This is a genomic window from Shewanella sp. SR43-4 (genome assembly GCF_014163845.1).
Classification (GTDB): domain Bacteria; phylum Pseudomonadota; class Gammaproteobacteria; order Enterobacterales; family Shewanellaceae; genus Shewanella; species Shewanella vesiculosa.
In genome coordinates, this window is record NZ_JACJEB010000016.1 from 78,846 (window position 1) to 102,089 (window position 23,244).

Annotated in this window: 22 protein-coding genes; 10 read left to right on the plus strand and 12 right to left on the minus strand. The window is 41.3% G+C overall.

The annotated features are described in order from the left end of the window. Nucleotides 1-136: 136 nt before the first annotated feature. Nucleotides 137-1,741, minus strand: coding sequence for an AMP-binding protein (locus H5123_RS16620; RefSeq protein ID WP_182698686.1), 1,605 nt, complete (start codon nucleotides 1,739-1,741; stop codon nucleotides 137-139). Nucleotides 1,742-2,217: 476 nt separating this feature from the next. Between H5123_RS16620 and H5123_RS16625 the strand changes: the two genes are divergently transcribed. Beyond that, nucleotides 2,218-4,773 carry a TonB-dependent siderophore receptor gene (locus H5123_RS16625; RefSeq protein WP_182698698.1) on the plus strand — a complete coding sequence of 852 codons (2,556 nt, stop codon included), beginning with the start codon at nucleotides 2,218-2,220 and terminating at the stop codon, nucleotides 4,771-4,773. 92 nt (nucleotides 4,774-4,865) lie between these two features. Here H5123_RS16625 and H5123_RS16630 read toward each other — a convergent pair whose 3' ends face one another. Beyond that, the gene (locus H5123_RS16630; RefSeq protein WP_404948323.1) at nucleotides 4,866-5,426 is read right to left on the minus strand and encodes a thioredoxin family protein; all 561 of its coding nucleotides are present in this window, start codon (nucleotides 5,424-5,426) and stop codon (nucleotides 4,866-4,868) included. A 98-nt stretch (nucleotides 5,427-5,524) separates the two neighbouring features. Here H5123_RS16630 and H5123_RS16635 point away from each other — a divergent pair, with 98 nt between their 5' ends. After that, nucleotides 5,525-6,142, plus strand: a complete 618-nt coding sequence (locus H5123_RS16635; RefSeq protein ID WP_124017849.1) for a LysE family translocator — start codon at nucleotides 5,525-5,527, stop codon at nucleotides 6,140-6,142. A gap of 143 nt (nucleotides 6,143-6,285) precedes the next feature. Here the strand turns inward: H5123_RS16635 and H5123_RS16640 are convergent, their stop codons facing one another. After that, complete coding sequence (locus H5123_RS16640) at nucleotides 6,286-6,612, minus strand: DUF3144 domain-containing protein (RefSeq protein WP_124017850.1); 327 nt, start codon at nucleotides 6,610-6,612, stop codon at nucleotides 6,286-6,288. Between the two features lie 72 nt (nucleotides 6,613-6,684). Then, a complete protein-coding gene (locus tag H5123_RS16645) occupies nucleotides 6,685-7,236 on the minus strand; it encodes a prepilin-type N-terminal cleavage/methylation domain-containing protein (protein WP_207891330.1) in 552 nt (183 codons plus the stop codon). Between the two features lie 91 nt (nucleotides 7,237-7,327). Between H5123_RS16645 and ung the strand changes: the two genes are divergently transcribed. Then, nucleotides 7,328-7,990 carry a uracil-DNA glycosylase gene (gene ung, locus H5123_RS16650; RefSeq protein ID WP_182698687.1) on the plus strand — a complete coding sequence of 221 codons (663 nt, stop codon included), beginning with the start codon at nucleotides 7,328-7,330 and terminating at the stop codon, nucleotides 7,988-7,990. 110 nt (nucleotides 7,991-8,100) lie between these two features. On the opposite strand, the gene ispB is transcribed toward ung, so the two are convergent. Next, nucleotides 8,101-9,072 (minus strand): octaprenyl diphosphate synthase, encoded by a 972-nt coding sequence (ispB, locus tag H5123_RS16655; protein ID WP_182698688.1) that lies wholly within the window; start codon nucleotides 9,070-9,072, stop codon nucleotides 8,101-8,103. A 404-nt stretch (nucleotides 9,073-9,476) separates the two neighbouring features. Here ispB and rplU point away from each other — a divergent pair, with 404 nt between their 5' ends. From rplU to H5123_RS16690, 7 genes are all read left to right on the plus strand, one after another. Further along, nucleotides 9,477-9,788 (plus strand): 50S ribosomal protein L21, encoded by a 312-nt coding sequence (gene rplU, locus H5123_RS16660; protein WP_124017917.1) that lies wholly within the window; start codon nucleotides 9,477-9,479, stop codon nucleotides 9,786-9,788. 16 nt (nucleotides 9,789-9,804) lie between these two features. Further along, entirely contained in the window at nucleotides 9,805-10,059 is a 255-nt protein-coding gene (rpmA, locus tag H5123_RS16665; RefSeq protein WP_011638531.1) for a 50S ribosomal protein L27, read from the plus strand. 201 nt (nucleotides 10,060-10,260) lie between these two features. After that, on the plus strand, nucleotides 10,261-11,427 hold the full coding sequence (gene cgtA / locus H5123_RS16670) for an Obg family GTPase CgtA (protein WP_124017854.1): 1,167 nt from the start codon (nucleotides 10,261-10,263) through the stop codon (nucleotides 11,425-11,427). A gap of 20 nt (nucleotides 11,428-11,447) precedes the next feature. Continuing rightward, nucleotides 11,448-12,206, plus strand: coding sequence for a threonine/serine exporter family protein (locus tag H5123_RS16675; RefSeq protein ID WP_124017855.1), 759 nt, complete (start codon nucleotides 11,448-11,450; stop codon nucleotides 12,204-12,206). Beyond that, entirely contained in the window at nucleotides 12,206-12,676 is a 471-nt protein-coding gene (locus H5123_RS16680; RefSeq protein ID WP_124017856.1) for a threonine/serine exporter family protein, read from the plus strand. Before H5123_RS16675 ends, H5123_RS16680 begins: the two co-directional genes overlap by 1 nt. A gap of 19 nt (nucleotides 12,677-12,695) precedes the next feature. After that, nucleotides 12,696-13,178: a type 3 dihydrofolate reductase gene (gene folA, locus H5123_RS16685; RefSeq protein WP_124017857.1), complete on the plus strand. Its 483-nt coding sequence runs from the start codon at nucleotides 12,696-12,698 to the stop codon at nucleotides 13,176-13,178. 95 nt (nucleotides 13,179-13,273) lie between these two features. Next, nucleotides 13,274-13,678 (plus strand): DUF3718 domain-containing protein, encoded by a 405-nt coding sequence (locus tag H5123_RS16690; protein ID WP_124017858.1) that lies wholly within the window; start codon nucleotides 13,274-13,276, stop codon nucleotides 13,676-13,678. A gap of 453 nt (nucleotides 13,679-14,131) precedes the next feature. Here H5123_RS16690 and H5123_RS16695 read toward each other — a convergent pair whose 3' ends face one another. From H5123_RS16695 to lptD, 7 genes are all read right to left on the minus strand, one after another. Continuing rightward, nucleotides 14,132-16,153: a methyl-accepting chemotaxis protein gene (locus H5123_RS16695; protein WP_124017859.1), complete on the minus strand. Its 2,022-nt coding sequence runs from the start codon at nucleotides 16,151-16,153 to the stop codon at nucleotides 14,132-14,134. A 152-nt stretch (nucleotides 16,154-16,305) separates the two neighbouring features. Beyond that, nucleotides 16,306-17,124: a symmetrical bis(5'-nucleosyl)-tetraphosphatase gene (locus H5123_RS16700; RefSeq protein ID WP_182698689.1), complete on the minus strand. Its 819-nt coding sequence runs from the start codon at nucleotides 17,122-17,124 to the stop codon at nucleotides 16,306-16,308. A gap of 3 nt (nucleotides 17,125-17,127) precedes the next feature. Then, a complete protein-coding gene (gene apaG / locus H5123_RS16705) occupies nucleotides 17,128-17,508 on the minus strand; it encodes a Co2+/Mg2+ efflux protein ApaG (RefSeq protein WP_124017861.1) in 381 nt (126 codons plus the stop codon). Between the two features lie 48 nt (nucleotides 17,509-17,556). After that, nucleotides 17,557-18,363 (minus strand): 16S rRNA (adenine(1518)-N(6)/adenine(1519)-N(6))-dimethyltransferase RsmA, encoded by an 807-nt coding sequence (gene rsmA, locus H5123_RS16710; protein ID WP_124017862.1) that lies wholly within the window; start codon nucleotides 18,361-18,363, stop codon nucleotides 17,557-17,559. A 9-nt stretch (nucleotides 18,364-18,372) separates the two neighbouring features. After that, nucleotides 18,373-19,356 carry a 4-hydroxythreonine-4-phosphate dehydrogenase PdxA gene (pdxA, locus tag H5123_RS16715; protein WP_124017863.1) on the minus strand — a complete coding sequence of 328 codons (984 nt, stop codon included), beginning with the start codon at nucleotides 19,354-19,356 and terminating at the stop codon, nucleotides 18,373-18,375. 9 nt (nucleotides 19,357-19,365) lie between these two features. Beyond that, complete coding sequence (gene surA, locus H5123_RS16720) at nucleotides 19,366-20,670, minus strand: peptidylprolyl isomerase SurA (protein ID WP_124017864.1); 1,305 nt, start codon at nucleotides 20,668-20,670, stop codon at nucleotides 19,366-19,368. A gap of 144 nt (nucleotides 20,671-20,814) precedes the next feature. Continuing rightward, the gene (lptD, locus tag H5123_RS16725; RefSeq protein ID WP_182698690.1) at nucleotides 20,815-23,115 is read right to left on the minus strand and encodes an LPS assembly protein LptD; all 2,301 of its coding nucleotides are present in this window, start codon (nucleotides 23,113-23,115) and stop codon (nucleotides 20,815-20,817) included. Nucleotides 23,116-23,244 lie beyond the last annotated feature (129 nt).

Sequence of the window (23,244 nt, forward strand, 5' to 3'; positions counted from 1 at the left end):
TTGATTGGCTAATTCGGTATGTTAATCGTTCATCAATAAACTATATGCCTTAGCATCTTGTTTATTGATGAACGGGACGCGGTATTATCGACAAGCATTCACCTTAGGGAGAATGTTCCAAACCACCGATTGCTAATCAAGCTGACTTGCGTAATTCACGACGTAAAACTTTACCTACTGTGCTTTTTGGCAGTTGTTCGGTAAATTCAATAATACGTGGGACTTTATAAGCCGTGAGTTGGCTTCGACAATAATCATTAATTGTCTGTTTTACTGCCTCAATATCCGTTGGCGGCTGTTTTAATACAATCACTGCTTTTACCGCTTCGCCAGAACGTTCATCTTCCACCCCGACGACCGCACACTCTAGCACTAGCTCATGGCTTGCAAGTACGTCTTCAACTTCATTAGGATAGACGTTAAAGCCCGAGACAATAATCATGTCTTTTTTACGATCGACAATGGTGTGATAACCATCAACACTGGCAATACCAATATCGCCGGTTTTGAAAAAGCCATCTTTAGTCATGACGTTAGCGGTTTCTTCGGCTTTATGCCAATACCCTTGCATCACCTGAGGTCCGCGAACAGCAAGTTCTCCTGCTTGACCGATAGCCACTTCATTGTCATCCATATCAAGCACTCGCACTTCAGTGCCCAAAACGGGTTTGCCAATAGTACCAAGACGCTGATGACCAGGTGCATTAAGGCTGACGACTGGTGATGTTTCAGACAAACCATAGCCTTCTGAAATCATACAACCAGTAGTTTGTTGCCACAAATTAGCCGCGGCGCTGGTTAAGGCGGTACCACCTGAAATGGTTATTTTTATTCTACTGAAATCTAAGGCTTTAAATTCGGGTTGATGACATAAACCGACAAATAATGTGTTTAAGCCTGCAAACCCAGTAAAGGGATAAGCTTTCATAGTATTGATCAACCCTGCAATGTCGCGAGGATTAGGGATTAATACTGAGCAACCACCTGATTCAAAATACAGGACTAAATTAACCATAAAAGCATAGATATGATAAATCGGTAATGGCGCGACAAATACATCATGCCCTTCGTTCATGGTGCTGGCAATTCGCGATTTCACTTGGCCTGAGTTGGCTAAAAGGTTGCCATGATTGAGCATAGCACCTTTGGACAAACCGGTTGTGCCACCAGTGTATTGCAGCGCAATTAAGTCATCATGGTTGGGCTTTATTGGGTTATATGGATGTTTGGCACCTTCAGCAAGCACGGCCATAAATTCTACTTTACTAAATGGTGTTTCTGGCTGGCCTTGTGGCTGAATAAGGTCCATTGCATGCGTTGAAATAACTAACTCGATAGCGGTGTTATCGATAACCTTAGTTAATGTTGGTAATAGATCAGATAATACAATTAAGGCTTTAGCCCCTGAGTCATTAAATTGATGAATTAGTTCACGTTCTGTGTACATAGGATTTGTATTCACGAGCACCATCCCCGCGCGAATAACCCCATACGCCGCAATGACAAACTGAGTAATATTAGGCAGTTGGATTGCGACTCTGTCACCCGCTTGCAATGAGGTGCAATGCTGTAAGTAGCTGGCAAAATAGCGTGAATCACGTTCTATTTCACTAAAGGTGGTGCTTTTACCAAGACAAGCATACGCAGTATTGCCAGCGAACTTTTCACACGCTGTTTCGATTAAATCAACAATGGATGAGTATTGATCTAGGTCGAGTGTTGAATCAGCATCATAAGGCATGCTATCTCCTTTTATGTTTGAGTTATTATTATAGAAATCAAACGTCCGTTTAGATTATGTTGACTAACCTACACGGGTCAATATCAATTGGCAAAGCCTCACTGATATTGATTTGAAATTAGCTTGTTCATTTCGGGTAATCCTCTAAAAACTTCTAGGATAAAAATGCAGCTTAAAGTGTAAAATTATAATTACACTTAAGGTTTGTAGTGATTATGTTTAAAATATTTACTTATTGAAAATAATTCGTTTTGTGATGTATGTCACTAAAAATCAAAAGCTTAGACCGTTATTGTGTTGGTTAATCTTTAGCAAGTGCTTATTTATCCCAAAAAGTGTTAGCAATTGTAATTCAATTGTTATAGAAATGTAGTCGGGATAGGGATTATTTCGATAGTGTGACGTGTTTTTTAGCTACTTTTGTAAAAGACATAGTCGACAAACAACAATAATAAGCAGTTGAGAACATAATAATGATGATGCAATCAAAAAAATCTAAATTTGGTATTAGCTCTTTAAGCTTAGCCATTTCATTTGCACTTGCCGGAACGGTAATTAGCTCTCAAGCTTTTGCTGAAGATGAAGAAGCTGTAAACAAAGAAAATGTTGAAAAAATCGCAGTAGTTGGTTCACGTGCTGCACCGCGTTCAATTGGTGATTCACCGGTTCCAATTGACATCATCAGCAGTGATGATTTAAAGAAAAATGGATCAACTGACATGATCGACATGTTAGTGACATCTGTGCCTTCTTTTAACTCTCGTGCGCAACCTATTAGTGACGCAGCAACGCTAGTTCGTCCGGTTAACTTACGTGGTTTACCGTCTGACAGTACGCTTATTTTGGTTAACGGCAAACGCCGTCACCGTGCGTCAGTTATTGCTTTCCAAGGTGGTGGCATTAACGATGGTGCTCAAGGTCCAGATATTTCAGTAATTCCAGGTGTAGCATTAAAGCAAGTTGAAGTATTACGCGATGGTGCTGCAGCTCAGTATGGTTCTGATGCGATTGCGGGCGTTATGAACTTTGTATTAAAAGACGCCTCTGAAGGTGGCTCTATCACCGTCAGTCAAGGTGAATACTACGAAGGTGACGGCGCAGCAACTACTATTGATGGTAACATTGGTTTACCGTTAACTGATGATGGCTTTGTTAACATCAGTGCGCAATATAAAACCGCTGATGCGACTAGTCGCAGTGTACAGCGTCCAGATGCCGCTGCGATTGCCGCCGCTGGCAACACTTCAATTCAAGACCCTGCACAAACATGGGGTAATCCAGAGATTAATGATGACTATACTGTTTTCATAAACTCAGGTTTTGATATTAATGATGACACTCATTTGTATGCTTTTGGTAACGTATCTTCACGTGAAGCAACAGGTGGTTTCTACTATCGTAACCCACATAACCGCGGTAACGTGTATTCCAACGATGGTGGTGAAACATTACTCGTAGGTGCTGTTAATGGCGATCAATCAACTTGTGCGGTTGTGCCAGCTAATGTTCCTAACGTGCTTGATACCCCTGAGTATCAAGCTATGGTCGCCGATCCAAATTGTTTTGCGATGAACCAAATTCGCCCAGGTGGTTATACGCCACAATTTACCGGTAAAATTGAAGACATGTCTTTCTTTGCTGGTGTTAAAGGCGAGTTAGGTGAATGGATGTACGATGCCAGTGCAGGTACAGGCAGTAACAAAGCCAGCTTTGGTTTAAAAAACTCTCTTAATCCATCGTTGGGTTTAGATACACCAACAGACTTTGACACCGGCTCTTACGAGCAAGTTGAAACAACGGTAAACCTTGATTTCTCGCGTTTTGTGACTTTAGGTGGCATTGAAGATATTAGTTTTGCTGCGGGTGCTGAATGGCGTAAAGAGTCATTTGAAATTGGTCAAGGTGATGAAGCCTCTTGGATTGCTGGCCCTTACGCAGACCAGGGTTTCAACATCGGCTCACATGGATTTAAAGGTTTTGGTCCAGAATCAGCTGGTAAAAACGACCGTAGCAACATTGGTATTTATACTGACGTTGAAGCGTATTTAACCGAAGACTTCTTACTAGGTGTCGCACTTCGTTACGAAGATTTCTCTACTTTTGGTGACACATTAAACTACAAGTTAACCGCGCAGTATGTTGCAACGGATGAATTATCGTTCCGTGCTTCACACAGCACCGGTTTCCGTGCACCTACAGTCGGTCAAGAAAACGTAGTCAATACACAAACATCGATTGTTAATGGTGATTTGATTCAGACCTTTATTGCGCCACCAACAAATCCATTAGCGGCTTTCTATGGCGGTGAAGTGCTTAAGCCTGAAGAGTCTGTTAGCTATGCAGCTGGTTTGGTGTATCAATATGAAAACTTGTTCTTAACAGTTGATTACTACAACATTGAAGTCACCGGTCGTATTGCTCAGTCAAGCCAAATTTCGGTTAAAGCAAGTGATTATGATGCATTAAGAGCTGCTGGTGTTGAATTCCCTGAACTGATTTCAGCGGTAACCTTCTATACCAATGACTTTGATACCACCACTCAAGGTGTTGATATTGTCGGTTCGTATACTACTGAAATGCTTTCTGGCGATGCCAAGTTTAGCTTAGCCTATGGTTGGACTGATACTAGTGTTGATAAGTATGATCCAGAAACAACTGATGCAGGTAAAGTTCGTCGTTTAGAAGATGGTATTCCAGCACATCGTGCCACTCTAACGTGGGGCCAAAGCTGGGATGATTTAAGCATGTCTGTGCGTGCTAACTATTTTGGTGAATATTACGCAACACATGCTGATGATACTTCTGATTGGGGTTCTGAGGTTGCTGATGCTGCAGTGACTATCGATCTTGAAGTGAGTTATGCGGTACTTGATAACTTAACGGTATCTGTAGGTGCTAATAACATCTTCGATCAAGAAGCGCAGAAGTTAAAAGATGGCACATTAGGTGAGTTAGGTGGAGTGTACTACGAAAGTGGTCCATTCGATTACAACGGTGGCTTCTATTACGGCCGTGTTAACTATCGCTTCTAATATAAGTTAACTGCCATTGTTGTTAATGGCACAATAACGAAAAAGACTGCTTCGGCAGTCTTTTTTATTTCAAGTATCACAAGGATGATAATTTACTGGGCGACTAGAGATAACGCTTGATAAAGGTCATCGATAATGAGCGCTTTAGGCAACTCAATCCCTTTTGGGTAGCTAGGGCCATACACTTTATTAAACGGCGTACCAGCAACAGCCTGTTGCCCCATGTATTGCTCTATGACCGCATCGGCATGGGTCCAGTTACCTTGCATGAGGATAATATGCTCTTGGTTTAATTGGTTTACGACTTGTTCACGGTGAAGCACATTGGCTTTATTGGTCTGGCAGGGCACACACCAATCTGCTGTGATATCAACAAACACAATATTGCCCTGTGCAACATAAGAGGCAATTTTTTCGGGCTGTAGCGGCTGCCAACGAAGCATTTGGTAAGCTTGATAGTTTTCACCTTTATTAATAAAAGCGAGCACACCAGCAAAACAGATCCCCATAAAAATGAGCATGACAATAATCAGGGGCGGAATCGATTTACCTTTAATTTTAGCCCTGATGAGTAACACCACGGCACTAAAAATAACCAAGAGTAATATCATCATTAATGTCGCCATAGGTTTCCCCTGTAAATACGTTATCATACCCATCCTTATCAGCGGCGCTACACTAGCAGCACATGCTTAACTGGTTGTTAAAATGCATTTTGCACAAATTAGGTGACTACAAGTAAAGGAGTGTTATGACGTTAAGTACTTGGCTGGGATTATTGGCGATATGTTGTTTGGGGGCTATGTCCCCAGGCCCCAGTTTAGCTATGGTGGTTCGGCATACCCTTGGTGGTGGACGATTACACGGTATAGTCTGTGCTTGGGCACATTCAATCGGTATTGGTGTCTATGCTCTGGTAACTCTATTGGGTTTGGCAGCAATATTAAAAGCATCGCCGGTTATTTTTAATACCATCGCGGTAACTGGAGCGATTTACTTAGCTTGGATGGGGATGCAAGCACTTAGGTCTAAAGGCGGAATGCAGCAAAAATTGGCGGCGGGTCAACCCACAAGTCTGTGGATTGCAGCAAGAGATGGTATGGCTATTTCATTATTTAATCCCAAAATACTCCTGTTCTTTTTGGCTTTATTTAGTCAATTTGTATTAGCAGCTCAGACTGCTATTGGCCAAGGTTTAATTGTGTTTACGCCATTAATCGTTGATGGATTATGGTACACCATTATTGCGTTTTTGTTGTCTCATTCTGCCGTGTTGCCTAAGTTACGAAATCAGGCCAAATTAATTGATAGGCTTTCAGGTGTGGTGTTAATTTTACTCGCAATGAGGGTGATTTATACTCTGCTGTAATATCTGAATTTTGCGACTAAATAGTCATCATGATATCGGCTAGGATGAACCGTATTGCTGACGGTGCAAAATGAGTCAGTTATGAACAATAATGCCTAGCAATAATCTGTTAGGCATTATTGTTATAACGCGTCATATGTTGGTTAAACGCCTTTAAACATTTGCACGCTGTCATCGCTTTCTGGCTCTTGTTGCTCTGCAGCAATAGGAGGATTAGCGATGTGATCTTCTAAATTCTCTTTTAACATTGCTTTAAATTCATCAGAAAACCAAGCGAGTGCATGATCTTTTTCCGCAGCAAGATTAGCTGATTTAATCGATGCTTCAAACGCATTAAAACGAGCAGAGGCAAATCTCATTGCGGTACCGACTTTGCCAATATCATTTTCTTGTTGGCTAAGTTGATTGGCTAAGGCAATAAATTGGTCAGCTATTTGATACATTGTTAATTCTGTTTTGGCTTCAGACATCATATCCACTTTGTTGGTGAGTTAATTTTCCAATGAGTGTAACGTCTTTATTTGAAAATTTCAGGTAAAAAATTAGCTATCAGGATTTGAATCTATCAAGACCTCGCCGTTACGCGAATCATAGTATATGGATACCAGTGGTAGTAAATTGTAGTAATAACGGCACTGATCTGGATTGATATATTCAGCTCTATAATCCGATATATCCTTATCTGCACTAATTGAAACACTTGGGCCATCTTGTAATAACGTAGGCCAGACTGAGAGACAGTCATTATTATTATCCAGTCTTGGCGAAGCCTCGTAAGGTGGGTAATTCTGTGCCGGATAACCCCATTGGTTGATATCAAGTTGGCCATCGGTTCCAGCTTGACTGAAAATCGCTAAATTATCTGCCGGGCCAGAATACCCCATGGCTGCCCATTTCATGTGCGCTAGGGTTATTGCTGACGAAAATGCCCCACCAGTGACTTTTACTGTAGCGATTTTAGCATCTCTGCCGATATCAACAAATTTTGGTAAGGCAATCATTGCGATAATCCCAAGTATGATGATAACAACGACGAGTTCAATAAGGGTAAAACCATTTTTAGGGGTGTTTTTGTTATTATGTAATGGCATCATATTAGGCATAAAAGTGATTAATCTGTTGATAGTAAACTAAAGACTGAGCTGTTCACTAATTTATCGCTAATTTTTTGAAGGAATACATTAGATGACTTCCCATTGGCAAACCTTGTTTGAACAACAACAATCACAGCCATATTATCAAGATTTGATGCACTTTATTGCCTCACAAAGGGCCGCTAATAAGGTTATTTATCCACCGGATGATGAAGTGTTTGCTGCTTTTAATTTAACGCCCTTATCAGCGGTTAAAGTCGTGATACTAGGGCAAGACCCTTATCATGGCCCAAATCAAGCTCACGGGCTGTCTTTTTCGGTTAAGAAGGGCATAAAACCACCGCCTTCATTGGCTAATATCTATAAAGAGTTAACCAATGACATTGATGGCTTTGTGATCCCAGAACATGGTGATTTAAGCGCTTGGGCTAAGCAAGGGGTGTTGTTACTCAATACTGTGTTGACAGTAGAGCAGGGGTTAGCTCATTCACATGCTAAAGCAGGCTGGGAGACATTTACCGATAGTGTGCTGAAGTGCTTAGATCAACAAGCATCACCAATCATATTTGTGTGTTGGGGCAATCACGCGATTAAAAAAGGTCGATTGATTACCGCACCTCATCATCATGTAATGAACGGCCCACATCCATCGCCCTTATCTGCTTACCGGGGCTTTTTTGGTTGTCATCATTTTTCAAGTATCAATCAATTATTAATTAACCAGGGTAATAAACCGATAAGTTGGCAAGTGTGATAACAAAAAAGGTGTGAATTGATATTCACACCTTTCTCAATACCGTTAGTCATAAAATCTTGTCATCAGAAAACCACTGTTTATGGTAATTGTTGAGCTCTTGATGATTGCTAACTACTGCGATTAACCGATAAGTGAGCCAATGAAATTAATGCCTGTTTGTAGTCATTATCAGGAAAAACCCCGAGAGCATCAATGGCTTTTTGTGCTTCAGCTTGCGCCTTTTCTTGGGTGTAAACTAATGCACCAGACTCACCCAATGCCACTAATATCTCATCAATAGCTTTAGTACCGTCGCTTTGTTCAATCGCGTCTCTAATCAGCTTTTTAGCAGTATCAGACCCATTTTCCATAGCGTATATCAGCGGTAACGTCGGTTTACCTTCGGCGAGGTCATCACCGATGTTTTTGCCGAGTTCGTCTGAGTTAGCCGTGTAATCAAGTAAATCATCGGTTAACTGAAACGCCGTACCTAGGTATTTGCCGTAATTGGCTAATGCCTGTTCTTGTTCCGGGCTGACATTTGCTAATACGCCGGCTAATTGAGTTGCCGCTTCAAATAATTTAGCGGTTTTACAGTAGATAACCCGCATATAGTTTGCTTCGGTCGTATCGGGATCATTACAATTCATTAACTGTAATACTTCGCCTTCAGCAAGTACATTAGTCGTATGGGCTAAGACTTTAAGCACTTTCATGCTGTCAAGCTCGGTCATCATTTGAAATGAGCGAGTATATAAAAAGTCGCCAACCAGCACGCTTGCACTATTACCGAATAACGCATTGGCAGTTTCACGGCCGCGACGCAGTGTTGACTCATCAACAACATCGTCATGCAATAAAGACGCAGTATGAATAAATTCGATAATCGCAGCGAGTTTTAAATGATGTTCGCCTTTATAGCCAACAGCTCGGGCGGCCAATACAGATAATAACGGACGTAAACGTTTACCACCGCCATTGATTATGTAAAAGCCTAATTGATTAATTAGGGCTACATCAGATTCAAGTTGTTTATATATCAGCTGATTGACTGCTTGCATATCAGTGTCAGCCAGTTGACGAATGGCGTTTAAATCCATAATAGTCTCTGGTTGTTGGGCGACAGGCTTTGCACCCTTAATTAGTCATATCGAATTAGAGCGCATATCTTACAGGATATTAGTGCTATTTTTCAAAGTATGTATTTACACAATTGCGCTTACATTATCCTGATTTCGCGATAGTTTGCTGGATTATTGCCAATTTACCTATAAAATTTAGGCATAGATTAACTCATATATGTTAACTAAATTTTAAAGAAGGCACATTAGCTATTAATGAATAGTGTGCAGTAATAGGGTCTTTTTTATTTGATAGTGAATTAGCACTTGCCGGATGATAATTCTTCGCGTAGAATCCGCGCCCATTGTCATTAAAAGTTTTTTAGCACCTAGTCTCGTCAATAATATGAGTTAGTGTGTTAGTCATTTGGAGTAAAATAGCCATGTATGCTGTTTTTCAAAGTGGCGGAAAGCAACACCGTGTTGCTGAAGGTCATACAGTTCGTTTAGAAAAATTAGAAGTTGCTACTGGTGAAACCATAGAATTCGATCAAGTTTTATTGATCGCTGATGGTGAAACAGTGCATGTTGGTGCTCCTTTAGTTGCTGGCGGTAAAGTCGTAGCTGAAGTAGTTGGCCACGGTCGCGGCGACAAGGTAACTATTATCAAGTTCCGTCGTCGTAAGCATCACGACAAGAAGATGGGCCATCGTCAATGGTTCACCGAAGTTAAAATCACTGCGATTAGCGCATAATTTAGGAGTCTAACTCATGGCACATAAAAAAGCTGGCGGTTCTACTCGTAACGGCCGCGATTCAGAAAGTAAACGTCTTGGTGTTAAACGCTTTGGCGGTGAATCAGTTCTAGCTGGTAACATTATCGTTCGTCAACGTGGTACTAAGTTCCACGCTGGTGTAAACGTAGGTATTGGTCGTGACCATACTTTGTTTGCATTAACAGACGGTAAAGTAAAGTTTCAAGTTAAAGGTCCTAATAATCGTAAGTTTATTAGCATCGAAGCTTAATTCTTTCTAAGCTAGATCTCGAAAGCCCTGCCTATGGTGGGGCTTTTGTGTTTTTTATATCATTAAACTGTTATAGGATAGTTTGATGATTTTGTTTATATGCAGTAGGCGATATCGTGATGAATGCTATCTTCAGCGCTTTCCTGCAAAACTCAGTTATTTGGGTTTATAATTACAGATTAAGTGGCGTCAGGAGTCAGTATGAAGTTTGTTGATGAAGCGAATATTCGCGTAGAAGCAGGTGACGGCGGAAGCGGTTGCGTGAGTTTTAGACGCGAAAAGTATGTCCCAGATGGTGGCCCTGACGGCGGTGACGGTGGTGATGGCGGTAGTGTATACCTACAAGCTAATGAAAACCTTAATACGCTAATTGATTACCGTTTTACTCGTTTTCATATGGCTGAGCGCGGAACCAATGGTCGTGGTCGTGATTGTACCGGTCATGGCGGCAGTGATTTAGTTCTTCAAGTACCTGTAGGTACTCGTGCTATTGACCAAGAAACAGAAGAGTCACTTGGCGATCTTACTTCGCATGGACAAAAGCTTCTCGTTGCTAAAGGTGGTTTCCACGGTCTAGGTAACACTCGTTTTAAGAGCAGTACTAACCGTGCTCCTCGTCAAAAGACCTTAGGCACTCCAGGTGAAGTTCGTTCAATCAAGCTTGAACTTTTATTGCTTGCTGATGTAGGTTTGCTCGGTATGCCAAATGCTGGTAAATCGACTTTCATACGCTCGGTTTCACGTGCAACGCCTAAAGTGGCTGATTATCCGTTCACAACTTTAGTACCAAACCTTGGTGTGGTGAATCCGCGTCCAGGTCAAAGCTTTGTTATTGCCGATATTCCTGGTTTGATTGAAGGCGCTGCAGAAGGTGCTGGTTTAGGTATTCGTTTCTTAAAGCATCTTGAACGTTGTCGCATGTTATTACACATTATTGATATCGAACCTATCGATGGTGTTGACCCTGTCTATTCAGCTCGCGCTATTGTTGGTGAACTTGAGAAGTACTCTCCAAAGCTTGCGGCAAAACCGCGTTGGTTAGTCTTCAATAAAACCGATTTGCTGCTTGACGAAGAGTTACAAGGTAAAATCGATCGCATCGTTAAAGAGCTAGATTGGCAAGGAGATGTTTATACTATGTCTGCTTACAATCGAACCGGAACTGAAGAGTTAAGCATTAAGATGCTCGACTACATCAGAAGTTTACCGGCTATTGTCGAAGAAATAACGCCAGATGCTGATGTTGAATTTAAATGGGATAATTACCATAGCGCAGAAGATGAAGTCGTTAATGAAGATTATAATGATGATTTTGACGATGATTTTGATGATGACGATTATGATGTAGAAGTGATCTATCAACGTTAATAGACTCATTTGAGGATATCGTGTACGAAGATAGCCAAAATGAAATTACCCGCCTTGTAGTGCGTTGTGCGCAACTACTGTTGGCTTATGGTGCTGAGTCTGATCTTGTTGAAGAGATTAGCCAGCGCCTAGGTAAAGCACTCGGTCTTGCTAGCATTGAGATATCAATTTCATCTAATGCATTAGTACTGACCAGCTTAGTACACGGTCGCTGTGTCACGACCACTCGTCGTATTCGTGCTCATGGCATTAATATGACGGTGATTTGTGAATTACAGCGAATTTGTATATTGGCAGAAAAAGGCATTTATGGTGCCAATGAAGTTCGCCGCCGCCTCGCTCATATTACCCCTAAAACTTATCCTGCAATCGCCGTAGTCCCTATGATTGGTTTGTCATGTGCCAGTTTCTGTCATTTATTCGATGGCGACATGATGGCATGTTTAATCACATTTTTTGCCTCGTCGATTGGCATGATGGTGCGGCTTTTTCTAGCATCGCGCCATTTCAATTTATTGGTTAACTTTTCGATTACAGCATTCATTATTACTGTCGTTGCCCAAGCCGGTTATATGTGGCCAATTACCCATACTCCCCAAGTGGCAATGGCCGCAAGCGTATTAATGCTGGTGCCTGGATTTCCGCTGATTAATGCTATTTCAGATATGGTTAAAGGTCATATGAACGTAGGCATTTCTCGCTGGGGTCATGCAACGTTATTAACATTAGCTTCTGTTATCGGTATCACCATCGCCATGCAATTGGGGGGGATTTTCTAATGCTTGAGCTGATTAGTTTGTTATTGCATGACGCTTTTTTTTCCGCGATACCCGCAATTGGTTTTGCCATGGTGTTCAACGTTCCCAAACGATATTTACTCTATTGCGCCCTTGCTGGTGCGATAGGTCACAGTTCTCGAACCTTACTAATGCAATTTTCAATGCCGATAGAATGGGCGACATTTGCAGCCGCTGCAATTGTGGGCGTCGTGACGATTCGGTTTGCAAAGCAACATTTAGCACCACCATTAATGTATGCTGTCGCAGCTATTATCCCTATGGTGCCAGGTACTTATGCATTTAATACCGTGATTGCTCTGATTCAACTGACCGCCCAAAGTCAAGTCAGCCCTGAACTCACTGCACAAGTCATTTTAAACGGCTTAAAAACGGTATTTATTTTAGGTGCGCTTGCCGTTGGGCTAGCGTTACCAAGCTTACTCTACTATCGCACCAGATCGATTATCTAACCACAAGGATTCTGCTTCAATGCGTATTGCAATGATTGCCGCAATGGCCAACAACAGAGTTATCGGCAAAGACAATAAAATGCCATGGCATTTACCGGAAGATTTACGTCATTTTAAGGCGATGACCTTGTCTAAACCTGTGGTAATGGGTCGTAAAACCTTTGAATCAATTGGGCGGCCATTACCCGGTCGACATAATATCGTCATAAGTCGTAACAGCCAGCTGAGTATTGATGGCGTGACCTGTGTTCAAAGCTTTGATGATGCTGTTGCCGCTGCTGGCGATTGTGACGAAATAGTCGTCATTGGTGGTGGTCAGCTTTACCAACAATTATTACCCAAAGCTGATATTTTATATCTTACGTTAATCGATCTTGATGTTGATGGTGACACCTTGTTTCCTGATTGGGATGATGGATCTTGGCAATTACAGAATTCAGTAAATGCAACAAACGACAAAGGATTGCAATATAGCTTTAACACTTTACATAAAAAGTGTTAAATTAGGCGTGTTTAACCCTGAATTAGTTTGACAGCGATCTAAAATATGATCTCTATACATAGCTATATAACTATAAAAAAATAAAGGAGTGTCAGATGCGTCTATTGCCTGTAGCTATCGCAGCCCTGATTGGATCATCTTTTGTATCAGTACCTGCTATTGCCGATACAGATCAATTAGTTGCAAATATTTGTGATTATGTGAAATCAGATGATAAAAACCGCTTACGTAAAAAAATGAAAGAGAGCCGTGTTAAATTACGTAACGTATACTCCAGTATTTCTTGTGATGGCAGCAGTTTATTGCGTACTGCCTACAAGTCGAACGCGGGTAATGTGGGTGAATTTATTGCTAAACGTATGCCATCATCAGATCTTGCTGCTCCAGAAGCTGACGGTAAAGCTATTTTAGATTGGGCTTCTGCCAATGGTTACGATGCAAGCGAAATAACAACAGCGATCAAAGACCGTCTTGGTGGTGGTGCTGAGTCAGATGATTAATCATCTGAGTATGCAGTAACATAAAGCGAACCAGAAATGCCGATAAGTAATTATCGGCATTTTTTATGTCGGTAATTTATGAGCAAATTTAAGAATTTTATTTCGATTAAAGCCCATTTTAGTGTGCTATTTAACCTTGGTTGGGAATATAAACATATATCTAACTCTTCTCAGTCTCGCCAGCTGCATTGATTTGCAATAGGCTACATTGAGTATGAGTATGAGAATTAGTTTGATAAGAGTTAGGCCAAATATTGCTATTAAGCTTTACTGATTCGATCCCTAAACTTCAGTTGCGGTTATTTTTAACTGTTATATGTCCGACTATAGTGGGTTAATCAATGTGATAAACCAGCGCTACCATCGATTAGGGTTAACCTTGCATTTGATATTGATAGCAATAAAAAAGGCCCCAGAGGGACCTTTTATTAATTTGAGCATAATGGTTATCAATTAGACCTTAAACTCGCGTACAGAGGCTTGTAGCTCTTCTGCAAGCATTGCAACTTGATGACTTGATTGTGCAGTTTGATCGGCACCGATTGAGGTTTCTTCTGAAATCGATGCGATATGTTCAAGTTTTTCGGAAACTTGTTGGCTTACGATATTTTGCTCTTGCGCAGCATGGGCAATATGATTACCCGAATCATAGGCTCGGTGAACCGACTTACTGATAGTTTCGAGGGCAATATTAGATTGCTCGTTCTTTTCAACGCAACTGTTGGCTTGACCTCGACTTTGCTCCATTACGGCAACCGCTTCCTGAGTGCCGACTTGTAAAACTTCAATCATTTGCTGAATTTCACTGGTTGAATGTTGCGTACGTGATGCTAAGTTACGAACCTCATCAGCAACAACCGCAAAACCTCGGCCTTGTTCACCCGCTCTTGCTGCTTCAATCGCGGCATTTAGCGCCAGTAAGTTGGTTTGATCGGCAATCCCACGGATTACGTCTAAGATAGAACCAATCGATGCACTGTCTGAATGAACCTTATTAATAACAACTCCGGCTCTGGCGACTTCTTCTGCAAGGGCAATAATGGTATTTTTGCTTTCTTCTGCAAGGGTACGCATGTGCTGGGTTTCATTGTCAGCTTGCTTAATCTCATTGAGTGCTTGATCTGCGCTCATTGAAACTTGCTGTGCACTTGAGCTCAACTCAGTCGTCGCAGCAGCAACTTGATCGACTTGGCTCTTTTGTTCTTGAATACCTATCGTTGTTTGCGAGGTAATGGCAGAGGTCTCTTCAGCTGCAGCCGCTAATTGGTTCGAGCGATCGACAATACCAATAATAAGACTGCGTAGGCTGTCGACTAAGCGATTACAGTTTTTAGCCAATTCGGCAAACTCATCGTGACCTGTGTCATCTAATTTATGAGTTAAGTCACCTGATGCCAATACATTAAGGGCTTTATTGACTTTTTCTAACGAATTAGTCAGTGGTTTAACAACCGCAATACTAACGATAATAGCGACGACAATTGCCATTAATACCACTATTAGGGTTTTAATTGCTGCGGAATCAATAATATCTAACGCCGAATTACTGATGTCACTTGCGAAAGTATCGATTGATTTTGCCAAAACAGTCATCTTCTTGTTGACGTCTTTGGCGGAACTTTGAGTTTCTACAAGCTGTTTAGCCGCGGCAAACTCATGACTTAATTGCTGCTGTTTAAGAGCGATAATTGAGTCATTACCCTTTAGCAAAGTAAATACTTTTGCGCTTTCAGCAGTTAAATCTTCTAAAGTTGAACTGTTTACAACACCGTTACCTTTAGTGTTGATAAAGTCTAATTTGGTCGATGCTTCGCTGACCATGTAATCGAGTTCTTTAATGATTAAGTCATATTTGCTTTGTTCAGTTGTCGCCACTAAATCATAAATTGTGGTAATGATATTGATGAATGTACTATCGATTACACTGGCGGTTGCGGCTAAACTACGTTCAGTTTCGTCCTCGCTAGTTTCTAGATCGATAATATCTAACAGAATCGATGAGGAGTCATCCGCTGCGTTTTCAAGATTACTGCGCATCTTAAGTAACTGTTCTTGTAAAGTAAGCGCACTTAGACGTTCAAGAAGCATCTTTGTGGCATTGGAACCATACAAAGTATAGCTTTTATTTAATGCAGCTAAGGGGGCTGAAAGCTGCGTCTGTTTACTGACTAAGTTGTTTAAGCTACTGAGGTCTTGTTTAAAGGTGTTATCTAAATCTGATAACTGTTTTTTTATGGCAGGAATTTGGGATGAACGAGTACTGTAATAAGCCAGTAGTGCTTCAATTTGTTGCGAGCTTAAGTTTTCACTTAAAATGCTCGTTCTTTCAAGCGCAGGTAAACTGATAGTGTTAAGAATCGTCGCTCCATCTTTAATTCTGTCATTACTCAGCATGGTTACACCACCGAGTACTATCAATAACAGCGTCACCACGGTAAAACCGCCAATGACTCTGGTCGCTACATTAATTTTCATACAGTACTCCGGCTATTATTATTTGATCCTGATTTTTCTGGTGTGTGCTGTTGCATGTCATCATATCGAATTTATTAGAGGGTGATTGTTTCTCAGGCAAGCGTAACAAATTCTACATTTAGTTATCGGCTAAATGCTACTTTAGTTTAACGTTAAACTAACCTTTTTTGGGTAATATTTTCATTCTTTTCAAGATGCCATAATGTGAGGTGCTCTCCCCAGCAACAACCAGTATCTAATGCCAGAATTTTCTGGTTATTTGTTTGCCCCATTAATGCTGCCCAATGTCCGAAAACTAAGGTGTTTTGTGGCACTATTTTCGATGGGAATTCAAACCATGGGCGTAAATCTGATGAGTGTTGTTTGCTGGGCGGTAATTTACACTTAAAATCAAGACTTCCATCTAAGTGCAAGAATCTCATTCGAGTTAAGGCATTGATACAGTAACGTAGCCTAGCTATACCAGCCAGTGCTGGCGACCATTGTTCGGTATCGTCGCTATACATTTTGCCAATTAATTCGCTTAAATAATCATCTTGCTGTAAAGCTATGCTCACTTGTTTTGCTTCATGCTCAGCTATGGTCAAGTCCCATTGAGGGGGAACACCGGCATGCGTCATGATGATATTGTGTTCGGGTAGGGTTCGAATCAAGGGTTGTTGACGAACCCAAGTGACCAAATTATCAATATCAGGTGCATCGAGGAGTTCGTCAAGATGATCGTTGGGATTAGGTCGCTTTAATTTTCCGTGCAAAGCCAGCAGATGTAAATCGTGATTACCGAGCACCACTTTTGCAGAATCTTGTAAAGACTGGAAGAAACGCAGGGTTGCAAGTGACTCAGTTCCTCTGGCAATAAGATCACCTACGGCCCAGAGTTGGTCTTTAGACGGATTAAAAGCCACTTTTTGTAGCAGTAGTTGTAATTCTGAATAACAACCTTGAATATCGCCAACAAAATAGTTAGCCATAAGTTATTGAAATATCCCAGGAACCGCTAGACGAAAAGGTGGGATTGCGACTAAAAAGCGCTCTCCTTTATGATCTTCCATACCATAAAAACCTTGCATAAAACCGACTGGCGTTTCCATTACAGTACCACTGGTATATTGATATGCGGTATTCGGAGCAATGGTCGGCGTTTCGCCCACAACACCAGGGCCTTTGACTTCATTTTTATCGCCGTCAGCGTCGGTGATAATCCAATGACGGTCTTTTAGAGTTACTTTGTTGTCACTCAGATTGATAATGGTTATCGTGTAGCTAAAGAGGTATTTATTATCGGCAACATCAGATTGTTGTTCTAAATATTGGGTATCGACTTTAATTTTTATCGGTGATTCAACTTGGCTCATATTAGATCCTAAAGCAAAAGGGCATGCTCAATACGCATGCCCTTATATTTAATCTTTTTTGTCACACAGAAAATTAGCCATTGTGACGTATTGCTCGACGCTAATTTGTTCGGGCCGCAAACTAGCATCAACTTGTAACGTAGCAAAATCGTCGTCTGACAATAATGTTTTTAAATTATTACGTAATGTCTTACGGCGCATATTAAATGCGGTTGTCACTAAGTGCCTTAATACATCAACATTTTGACATGGCCAAGGCTTGACTGCATAAGGCAATAATCTGACGACTGCAGAATCCACTTTAGGGGCAGGAGTGAAGCTGGTTGGCGGCACTTCTAGTACAGGAACCACTTGGCAATAATATTGTGCCATTACCGTTAAGCGGCCATATGCCTTGTTACCAGGGCTAGCCGATAAACGTAATACGACTTCTTTTTGCAACATAAAATGCATTGTTTCTATTTGTTCAGCAAACTCAAACAAATGAAACATCAAGGGCGTTGAAATGTTGTAAGGAAGATTTCCGAACACTTTCATTTTTTTGCCAGCTTGTTGCAATTGGTTAAAATCAAACTGCAATGCATCACCTTGGTGAATGGTCAGTTTGTCTTTTAGTGTTGGATGATATTGTAGGCGCTTAACTAAGTCGCGATCTAATTCAACAACCGTGAGGTTATCAATCATGTCTGCAACAGGTTCAGTTAAGGCACCTAGGCCAGGTCCAATTTCGACCATCACATGATTATTATCAGGCGCAATAGCCCCTACTATGCTACTAATCACGCCTTGATCAGTTAAGAAGTTTTGTCCAAAACGCTTTCTGGCCGTATGGCCTAAATGTACTTTATTACTCATTAAAATGGGTTACTTACTTTTTGAGGCCAATTCGATGGCTTTGTTTAATGCACAGGTAAAACTGCCGCTATCCGCTTGGCCACTGCCGGCTAATTCTAGCGCGGTGCCGTGATCGACTGAAGTACGGATATAAGGTAAACCTAAGGTGATATTGACCGACTTGCCAAATCCTAATGATTTAAGCACAGGTAATCCTTGGTCATGATACATGGCTAATACCACGTCAGCTTGTTCGAGATACTTAGGTTGGAATAGCGTATCGGCCGGTAAGGGGCCAACTATATCCATACCCTGTTCCCGTAGCTCGTTGAGCGCAGGTATGATGGTATCAATTTCTTCACGGCCTAAATGGCCATCTTCTCCTGCATGTGGATTGAGTCCGCACACATAAATTTTAGGTGAGCCTAAACCAAACTTACTGACTAACTCGCGATGTAAAATGGTAATAATATGATGCAGTCTATCACGGGTAATCGCTTTAGCGACATACGCTAAAGGAATGTGAGTCGTCATCAATGCCACTTGCAAGCCTGGAGCGGCAAGCATCATGACAACATCAGCACAGTTAGCTTGCAGTGCAAAAAATTCGGTATGACCACTAAACGGAATACCCGCTTGGTTAATAATGCCTTTATGCACTGGCCCAGTGACGACGGCGTCGAATTCATTCGACATATTTCTCTCACCGGCGTAACGCAAGGTTTCTACTACATATGCACTGTTTGCTTCATTCAACACACCACATTTAGCTTCTTCAGCTAATGCAAAAGGCGCAATAGTTAATGTCCCTGCAGCTTGAGGTTTTGGTGGTTGTGATGATTGGTAAGGCATAAGTTGCAAGGGTAATCCAAGCATTTTTGCTCGCGTCATGAGCAAATCAGGATCGGCGCAAACAACTAACTCAACAGGCCAAGCCTGTTGAGCGAGTTTGATGACTAAGTCTGGACCAATACTTGCTGGTTCGCCTGGTGTTATGGCAATACGTTTAGTCATTAATTATGCTTAGCCTCGTTTGCTTTCTGGCTCAACGATTTCGATATATGCTTCTGAACGCATTTCGTCTAACCAGGTTTGTAGCTCTTCATTAAACTTACGACGGAAGATTAATTGATGAGCACGGTTGCTATTAAATTGTTCTGTTGCGTCTGTTTTACGGCGAGCTTCAAGTTGGACTATATGCCAGCCATGCGTTGAACGGAACGGTTCACTGTACTGACCTTCTTCAAGGCTTGCTAGAGTTTGTGAAAACTCTGGCACATACATGCTTGGGTCTGCCCAGCCTAATTCACCACCTTTAGCTGCAGAACCTGGATCTTCAGAGTACTGACTGGCTAATTTAGCGAAATCAGCATCACCGGCACGCACTTGAATTAAAAAGTTGGCTAACATCGCTTTAGCACGCTCTTCCGATAAAATCGGTGAGGGCTTTAATAGGATATGGCGTGATTTTACTTCTTCAACTTCTTGAGTTTGTAAGCCACGAGTATCGACTACTTTGATAATATGAAAACCTGACCCTGATTTAATCGGACCAATAATGTCACCTTTCTTAGCTGTACTAACCACTTCAGCAAATAAGGTTGGCATTTCATTGATGTTCATAAAGTCCCAGATCCCGCCTTCTAGCGCTTTTGGACCCGAAGACGATGCAATAGCTGTGCTACGGAAATCATCACCGTCATTTAAGCGTTTAAGCACGATATCTGCACGGCGACTAGCACTTTCAAGTTGTTCACTGGTTGGGTTACTTGGTACTTCAATCAGGATGTGACCAATTTGAAACTCAACATCTTTTAAGCCTTGTTCCTGAATCAGTTTCACTAAGCCGGTAATTTCTTGTGGCGACACCTGAATTCGGCGTTGTACTTGAATACGCTGAATTTCACCTAGGGTGACTTCTTGACGTAACTGTTCCCGATATTGACTAAAGCTAGTGCCTTCGCTCTCAATCGATTGGCGCATCTGTGCAACCGATATTTTCTGCTCTTTAGCAATATTTTCAATTGTTTGGTCTAATTGTAAATCGCCAATTTGCAAACCGATACGTTGAGCTGTTTGCATTTGCAAATGGGTTAAAATGAGGCGTTCTATAACCTGAGTACGCAAGGCGTCATCAGAAGGCAACGTTTGATTAGCCGATTTGGCATTGGCTTTGACTGTGGTAATCATGTTGCTGATTTCACTTTCAAGAATGATACCGTCATTAACTTGTACCGCTACGCGATCTAATGGTATTGGCGCAGCAATACTGGTGTTGCTTATAGCCAGTGCTAGTAATGCAAAAATTATTTTTTTACTGTGTTTCATCCACAAAATCCTTGGCACATTCGATTCAATATAAACTGGCAATAGATCGCCAAAATAAGGTTACTACATCATACTCAACAGCATGTTTGTTGTTATTGGACTATGAGTTTATCGCTAGGTTCAGCAATCTATCACAAAAGATTGTTAATTCCTCAAGTAAAGTGGTTTACGGTAGTTAAATAAGCCTTCATTTAACATGTCGTCGACTCCTAATGGACCCGATCCGCCTAAGCCTTTAATGACAAAGTTTAGATAAACACCGCTCTCAAACTCTTCACGTCCGTCAATGGCGGCTGACAAATCATCATCGTAGTTTGTTTTAATTCGGTAATGGTAACTCAGACGCAATGCCCAGCAACATGACTCATACTGCACGCCTGTATAAGTTTCAATACTACGAGATTCATTAAGGTCATAATAGTAGTTACCAACAAAATATAAGTTGTCACTAAGAGGCCAAGATGTTCTTACGCCTGCTTGAGAAATATCAACTTTATCATTGGTATTGGTATTGAGTAAGTCTGGAACAAAGCGATAGCTTAGCTGTAATAATTTGTCATTACTTGGACGATAATCCAAGGTGACTTCATTCTTTTTATTCTCACCCGTTTGAGTGTCGTGCTGAACCGAACCACTGATAAACCAGTCATTATATAACTGAGCATCGAGTTCTGCTGCTAATACCGACGTCGACTGCGTTGTTTCTTCATATGTATCATCAATGCTGACTTTTGAGTCTTGTAGATACATGATTTGACCTACGCTAAACTTCATTTTTTCGCGGTTAGCTTGGTCAAATAAACGGGTGGTGAAGCCCAAGGTAAACTGGTTAGCATCTGCTACACGATCTAAGCCTGAATATTGGCGATCGCGGAACAAGCCATAATAGTCTTCTTGTAATTGCGCGGTGTCATAAATACCAATATTGGATTGGTCTTCATAGCCGACATAAAGGTATTGAATTTGCGGTTCTAGGGTTTGACGGTATTGTTCGTCAAACATTTGGGTAGCTCGCTCGAAATTAACTTGACCATGTAAACGCGCTTGCGGAATAGTGCGGCTTACGCTGTTATCTAAGGTTGAATCGGGATCGATATTTTGCTGCCAATACTGGGTTTGCAGTAATTTAACTTCACTGGTAAACGAGCCCGCAGGCCCTTGAATTGGCCAGATTAAGCTAGGCACTAAGTGTAAGCGAGTCGCGGTATTGTAGTCATTATCTTGATGACGAAAGTTGGTCAGTTCAGAGTTAAACTTAAAGTCGATAGAGTTAAAAATATCGGCAGCACGATAGTTAAAGTTTAACTGTGGCATCACTTGATAGGGTTTTTCATCTTCACCAAGTACTTTGATATCTTGTACGCGCATATTGAAATCCCAGTTACGTTCAAAATAACTGGCTTCACCAATGCGTGATAACTGGTTGTCGGTTGAACGGTTAACGTCGGAATTTAAATCGTTGAAATAATTGTTATCAGACACATCGGTATAGTCTGATCTGACGCGCCAGTTTTTATTGATGGCCCCTTGATGACTCCAATGATACAAATATCGGTCAGCGTTTGAGGTTAGCTTACTATCATTACTTAAGTATTCGACATTGAACTGGCCGTTTTGTTGCTCACCGGCAAGATAGCGAAATTGAGTTTTGGTATACAACCCACGTGAGGACATGAAATCCGGAGTGAAAGTAAGATCAAACTCTGGCGCAATATTCCAATAATAAGGGGTACTGACTTCCACACCATTCGTGGTACTGGTACTGAAACTTGGGAATAAAAAGCCTGTTTTACGTTTATCAGATACCGGTACTGTCATATATGGAATATATAGCACTGGAATGTCAGCAATACGCAGCTTGGCATTCCAAATCTCACCCCATTCTTCTTTACTGTCAATTTTGATCATGTCCGCTTCAAGCAGCCATGATTCATCACCCGGAGGACAGGTTGAAAAGTTAGTTTTGGTCAGTAATAAATTATTGTCTGACGTAATCTGTAACTTTTCAGCATCGCCATGAACTTGTTGGCCATGCAACCAATACTGTGCGCCTTTTAAGGTGGCGTTATTGGTACTCATTTGAGCTTCTAGTGTATCGGCAGTAACGGTAAATAACTCATCTTTAAATATTAGGTTGCCGTTAGCATTTAAGCGTTGTTGCTTTTGATCTAATACGGCATTGTCAGCCGCAATATGACGAAACCCTTGGCTGAAACTAACATCGCCTGAAAATTCGGCTTGCTCGTTATAAGAAACAGCAGAGTGATCACTAATGATAACAATCTGATCGTCAGAAATACCGGTTAATGCTGCACGATCTTCGAATGAACGAGAAACAGGTGGCGCAACAACGCATTGTAGCGCAGGCGCTTCGGTCGTTGTTGGCTCATCAGCCAACACGATATTTGGGAGTAGGCTTAGTGCCAGAAAATAACGGATCTGCATTGTTGTCAATAATTTATGAATTCTGATTCCGGAAAGTTTTGGAGAGAAAAAGATACTCAGCTAGATGAAACATTCCATTCTTTAGCTGTTTCCAAATGTTATGCTGGCTATAATAAAGCAATTTTTAGT

Bases quoted from the DNA above. Each gene is read 5' to 3' on its own strand.
- H5123_RS16620 (WP_182698686.1), bottom strand. From the start codon at position 1,741: ATGCCTTATGATGCTGATTCAACACTCGACCTAGATCAATACTCATCC.
- H5123_RS16625 (WP_182698698.1), top strand. From the start codon at position 2,218: ATGATGCAATCAAAAAAATCTAAATTTGGTATTAGCTCTTTAAGCTTA.
- H5123_RS16630 (WP_404948323.1), bottom strand. From the start codon at position 5,426: ATGATAACGTATTTACAGGGGAAACCTATGGCGACATTAATGATGATA.
- H5123_RS16635 (WP_124017849.1), top strand. From the start codon at position 5,525: ATGACGTTAAGTACTTGGCTGGGATTATTGGCGATATGTTGTTTGGGG.
- H5123_RS16640 (WP_124017850.1), bottom strand. From the start codon at position 6,612: ATGTCTGAAGCCAAAACAGAATTAACAATGTATCAAATAGCTGACCAA.
- H5123_RS16645 (WP_207891330.1), bottom strand. From the start codon at position 7,236: ATGATGCCATTACATAATAACAAAAACACCCCTAAAAATGGTTTTACC.
- ung (WP_182698687.1), top strand. From the start codon at position 7,328: ATGACTTCCCATTGGCAAACCTTGTTTGAACAACAACAATCACAGCCA.
- ispB (WP_182698688.1), bottom strand. From the start codon at position 9,072: ATGGATTTAAACGCCATTCGTCAACTGGCTGACACTGATATGCAAGCA.
- rplU (WP_124017917.1), top strand. From the start codon at position 9,477: ATGTATGCTGTTTTTCAAAGTGGCGGAAAGCAACACCGTGTTGCTGAA.
- rpmA (WP_011638531.1), top strand. From the start codon at position 9,805: ATGGCACATAAAAAAGCTGGCGGTTCTACTCGTAACGGCCGCGATTCA.
- cgtA (WP_124017854.1), top strand. From the start codon at position 10,261: ATGAAGTTTGTTGATGAAGCGAATATTCGCGTAGAAGCAGGTGACGGC.
- H5123_RS16680 (WP_124017856.1), top strand. From the start codon at position 12,206: ATGCTTGAGCTGATTAGTTTGTTATTGCATGACGCTTTTTTTTCCGCG.
- folA (WP_124017857.1), top strand. From the start codon at position 12,696: ATGCGTATTGCAATGATTGCCGCAATGGCCAACAACAGAGTTATCGGC.
- H5123_RS16690 (WP_124017858.1), top strand. From the start codon at position 13,274: ATGCGTCTATTGCCTGTAGCTATCGCAGCCCTGATTGGATCATCTTTT.
- H5123_RS16695 (WP_124017859.1), bottom strand. From the start codon at position 16,153: ATGAAAATTAATGTAGCGACCAGAGTCATTGGCGGTTTTACCGTGGTG.
- H5123_RS16700 (WP_182698689.1), bottom strand. From the start codon at position 17,124: ATGGCTAACTATTTTGTTGGCGATATTCAAGGTTGTTATTCAGAATTA.
- apaG (WP_124017861.1), bottom strand. From the start codon at position 17,508: ATGAGCCAAGTTGAATCACCGATAAAAATTAAAGTCGATACCCAATAT.
- rsmA (WP_124017862.1), bottom strand. From the start codon at position 18,363: ATGAGTAATAAAGTACATTTAGGCCATACGGCCAGAAAGCGTTTTGGA.
- pdxA (WP_124017863.1), bottom strand. From the start codon at position 19,356: ATGACTAAACGTATTGCCATAACACCAGGCGAACCAGCAAGTATTGGT.
- surA (WP_124017864.1), bottom strand. From the start codon at position 20,670: ATGAAACACAGTAAAAAAATAATTTTTGCATTACTAGCACTGGCTATA.
- lptD (WP_182698690.1), bottom strand. From the start codon at position 23,115: ATGCAGATCCGTTATTTTCTGGCACTAAGCCTACTCCCAAATATCGTG.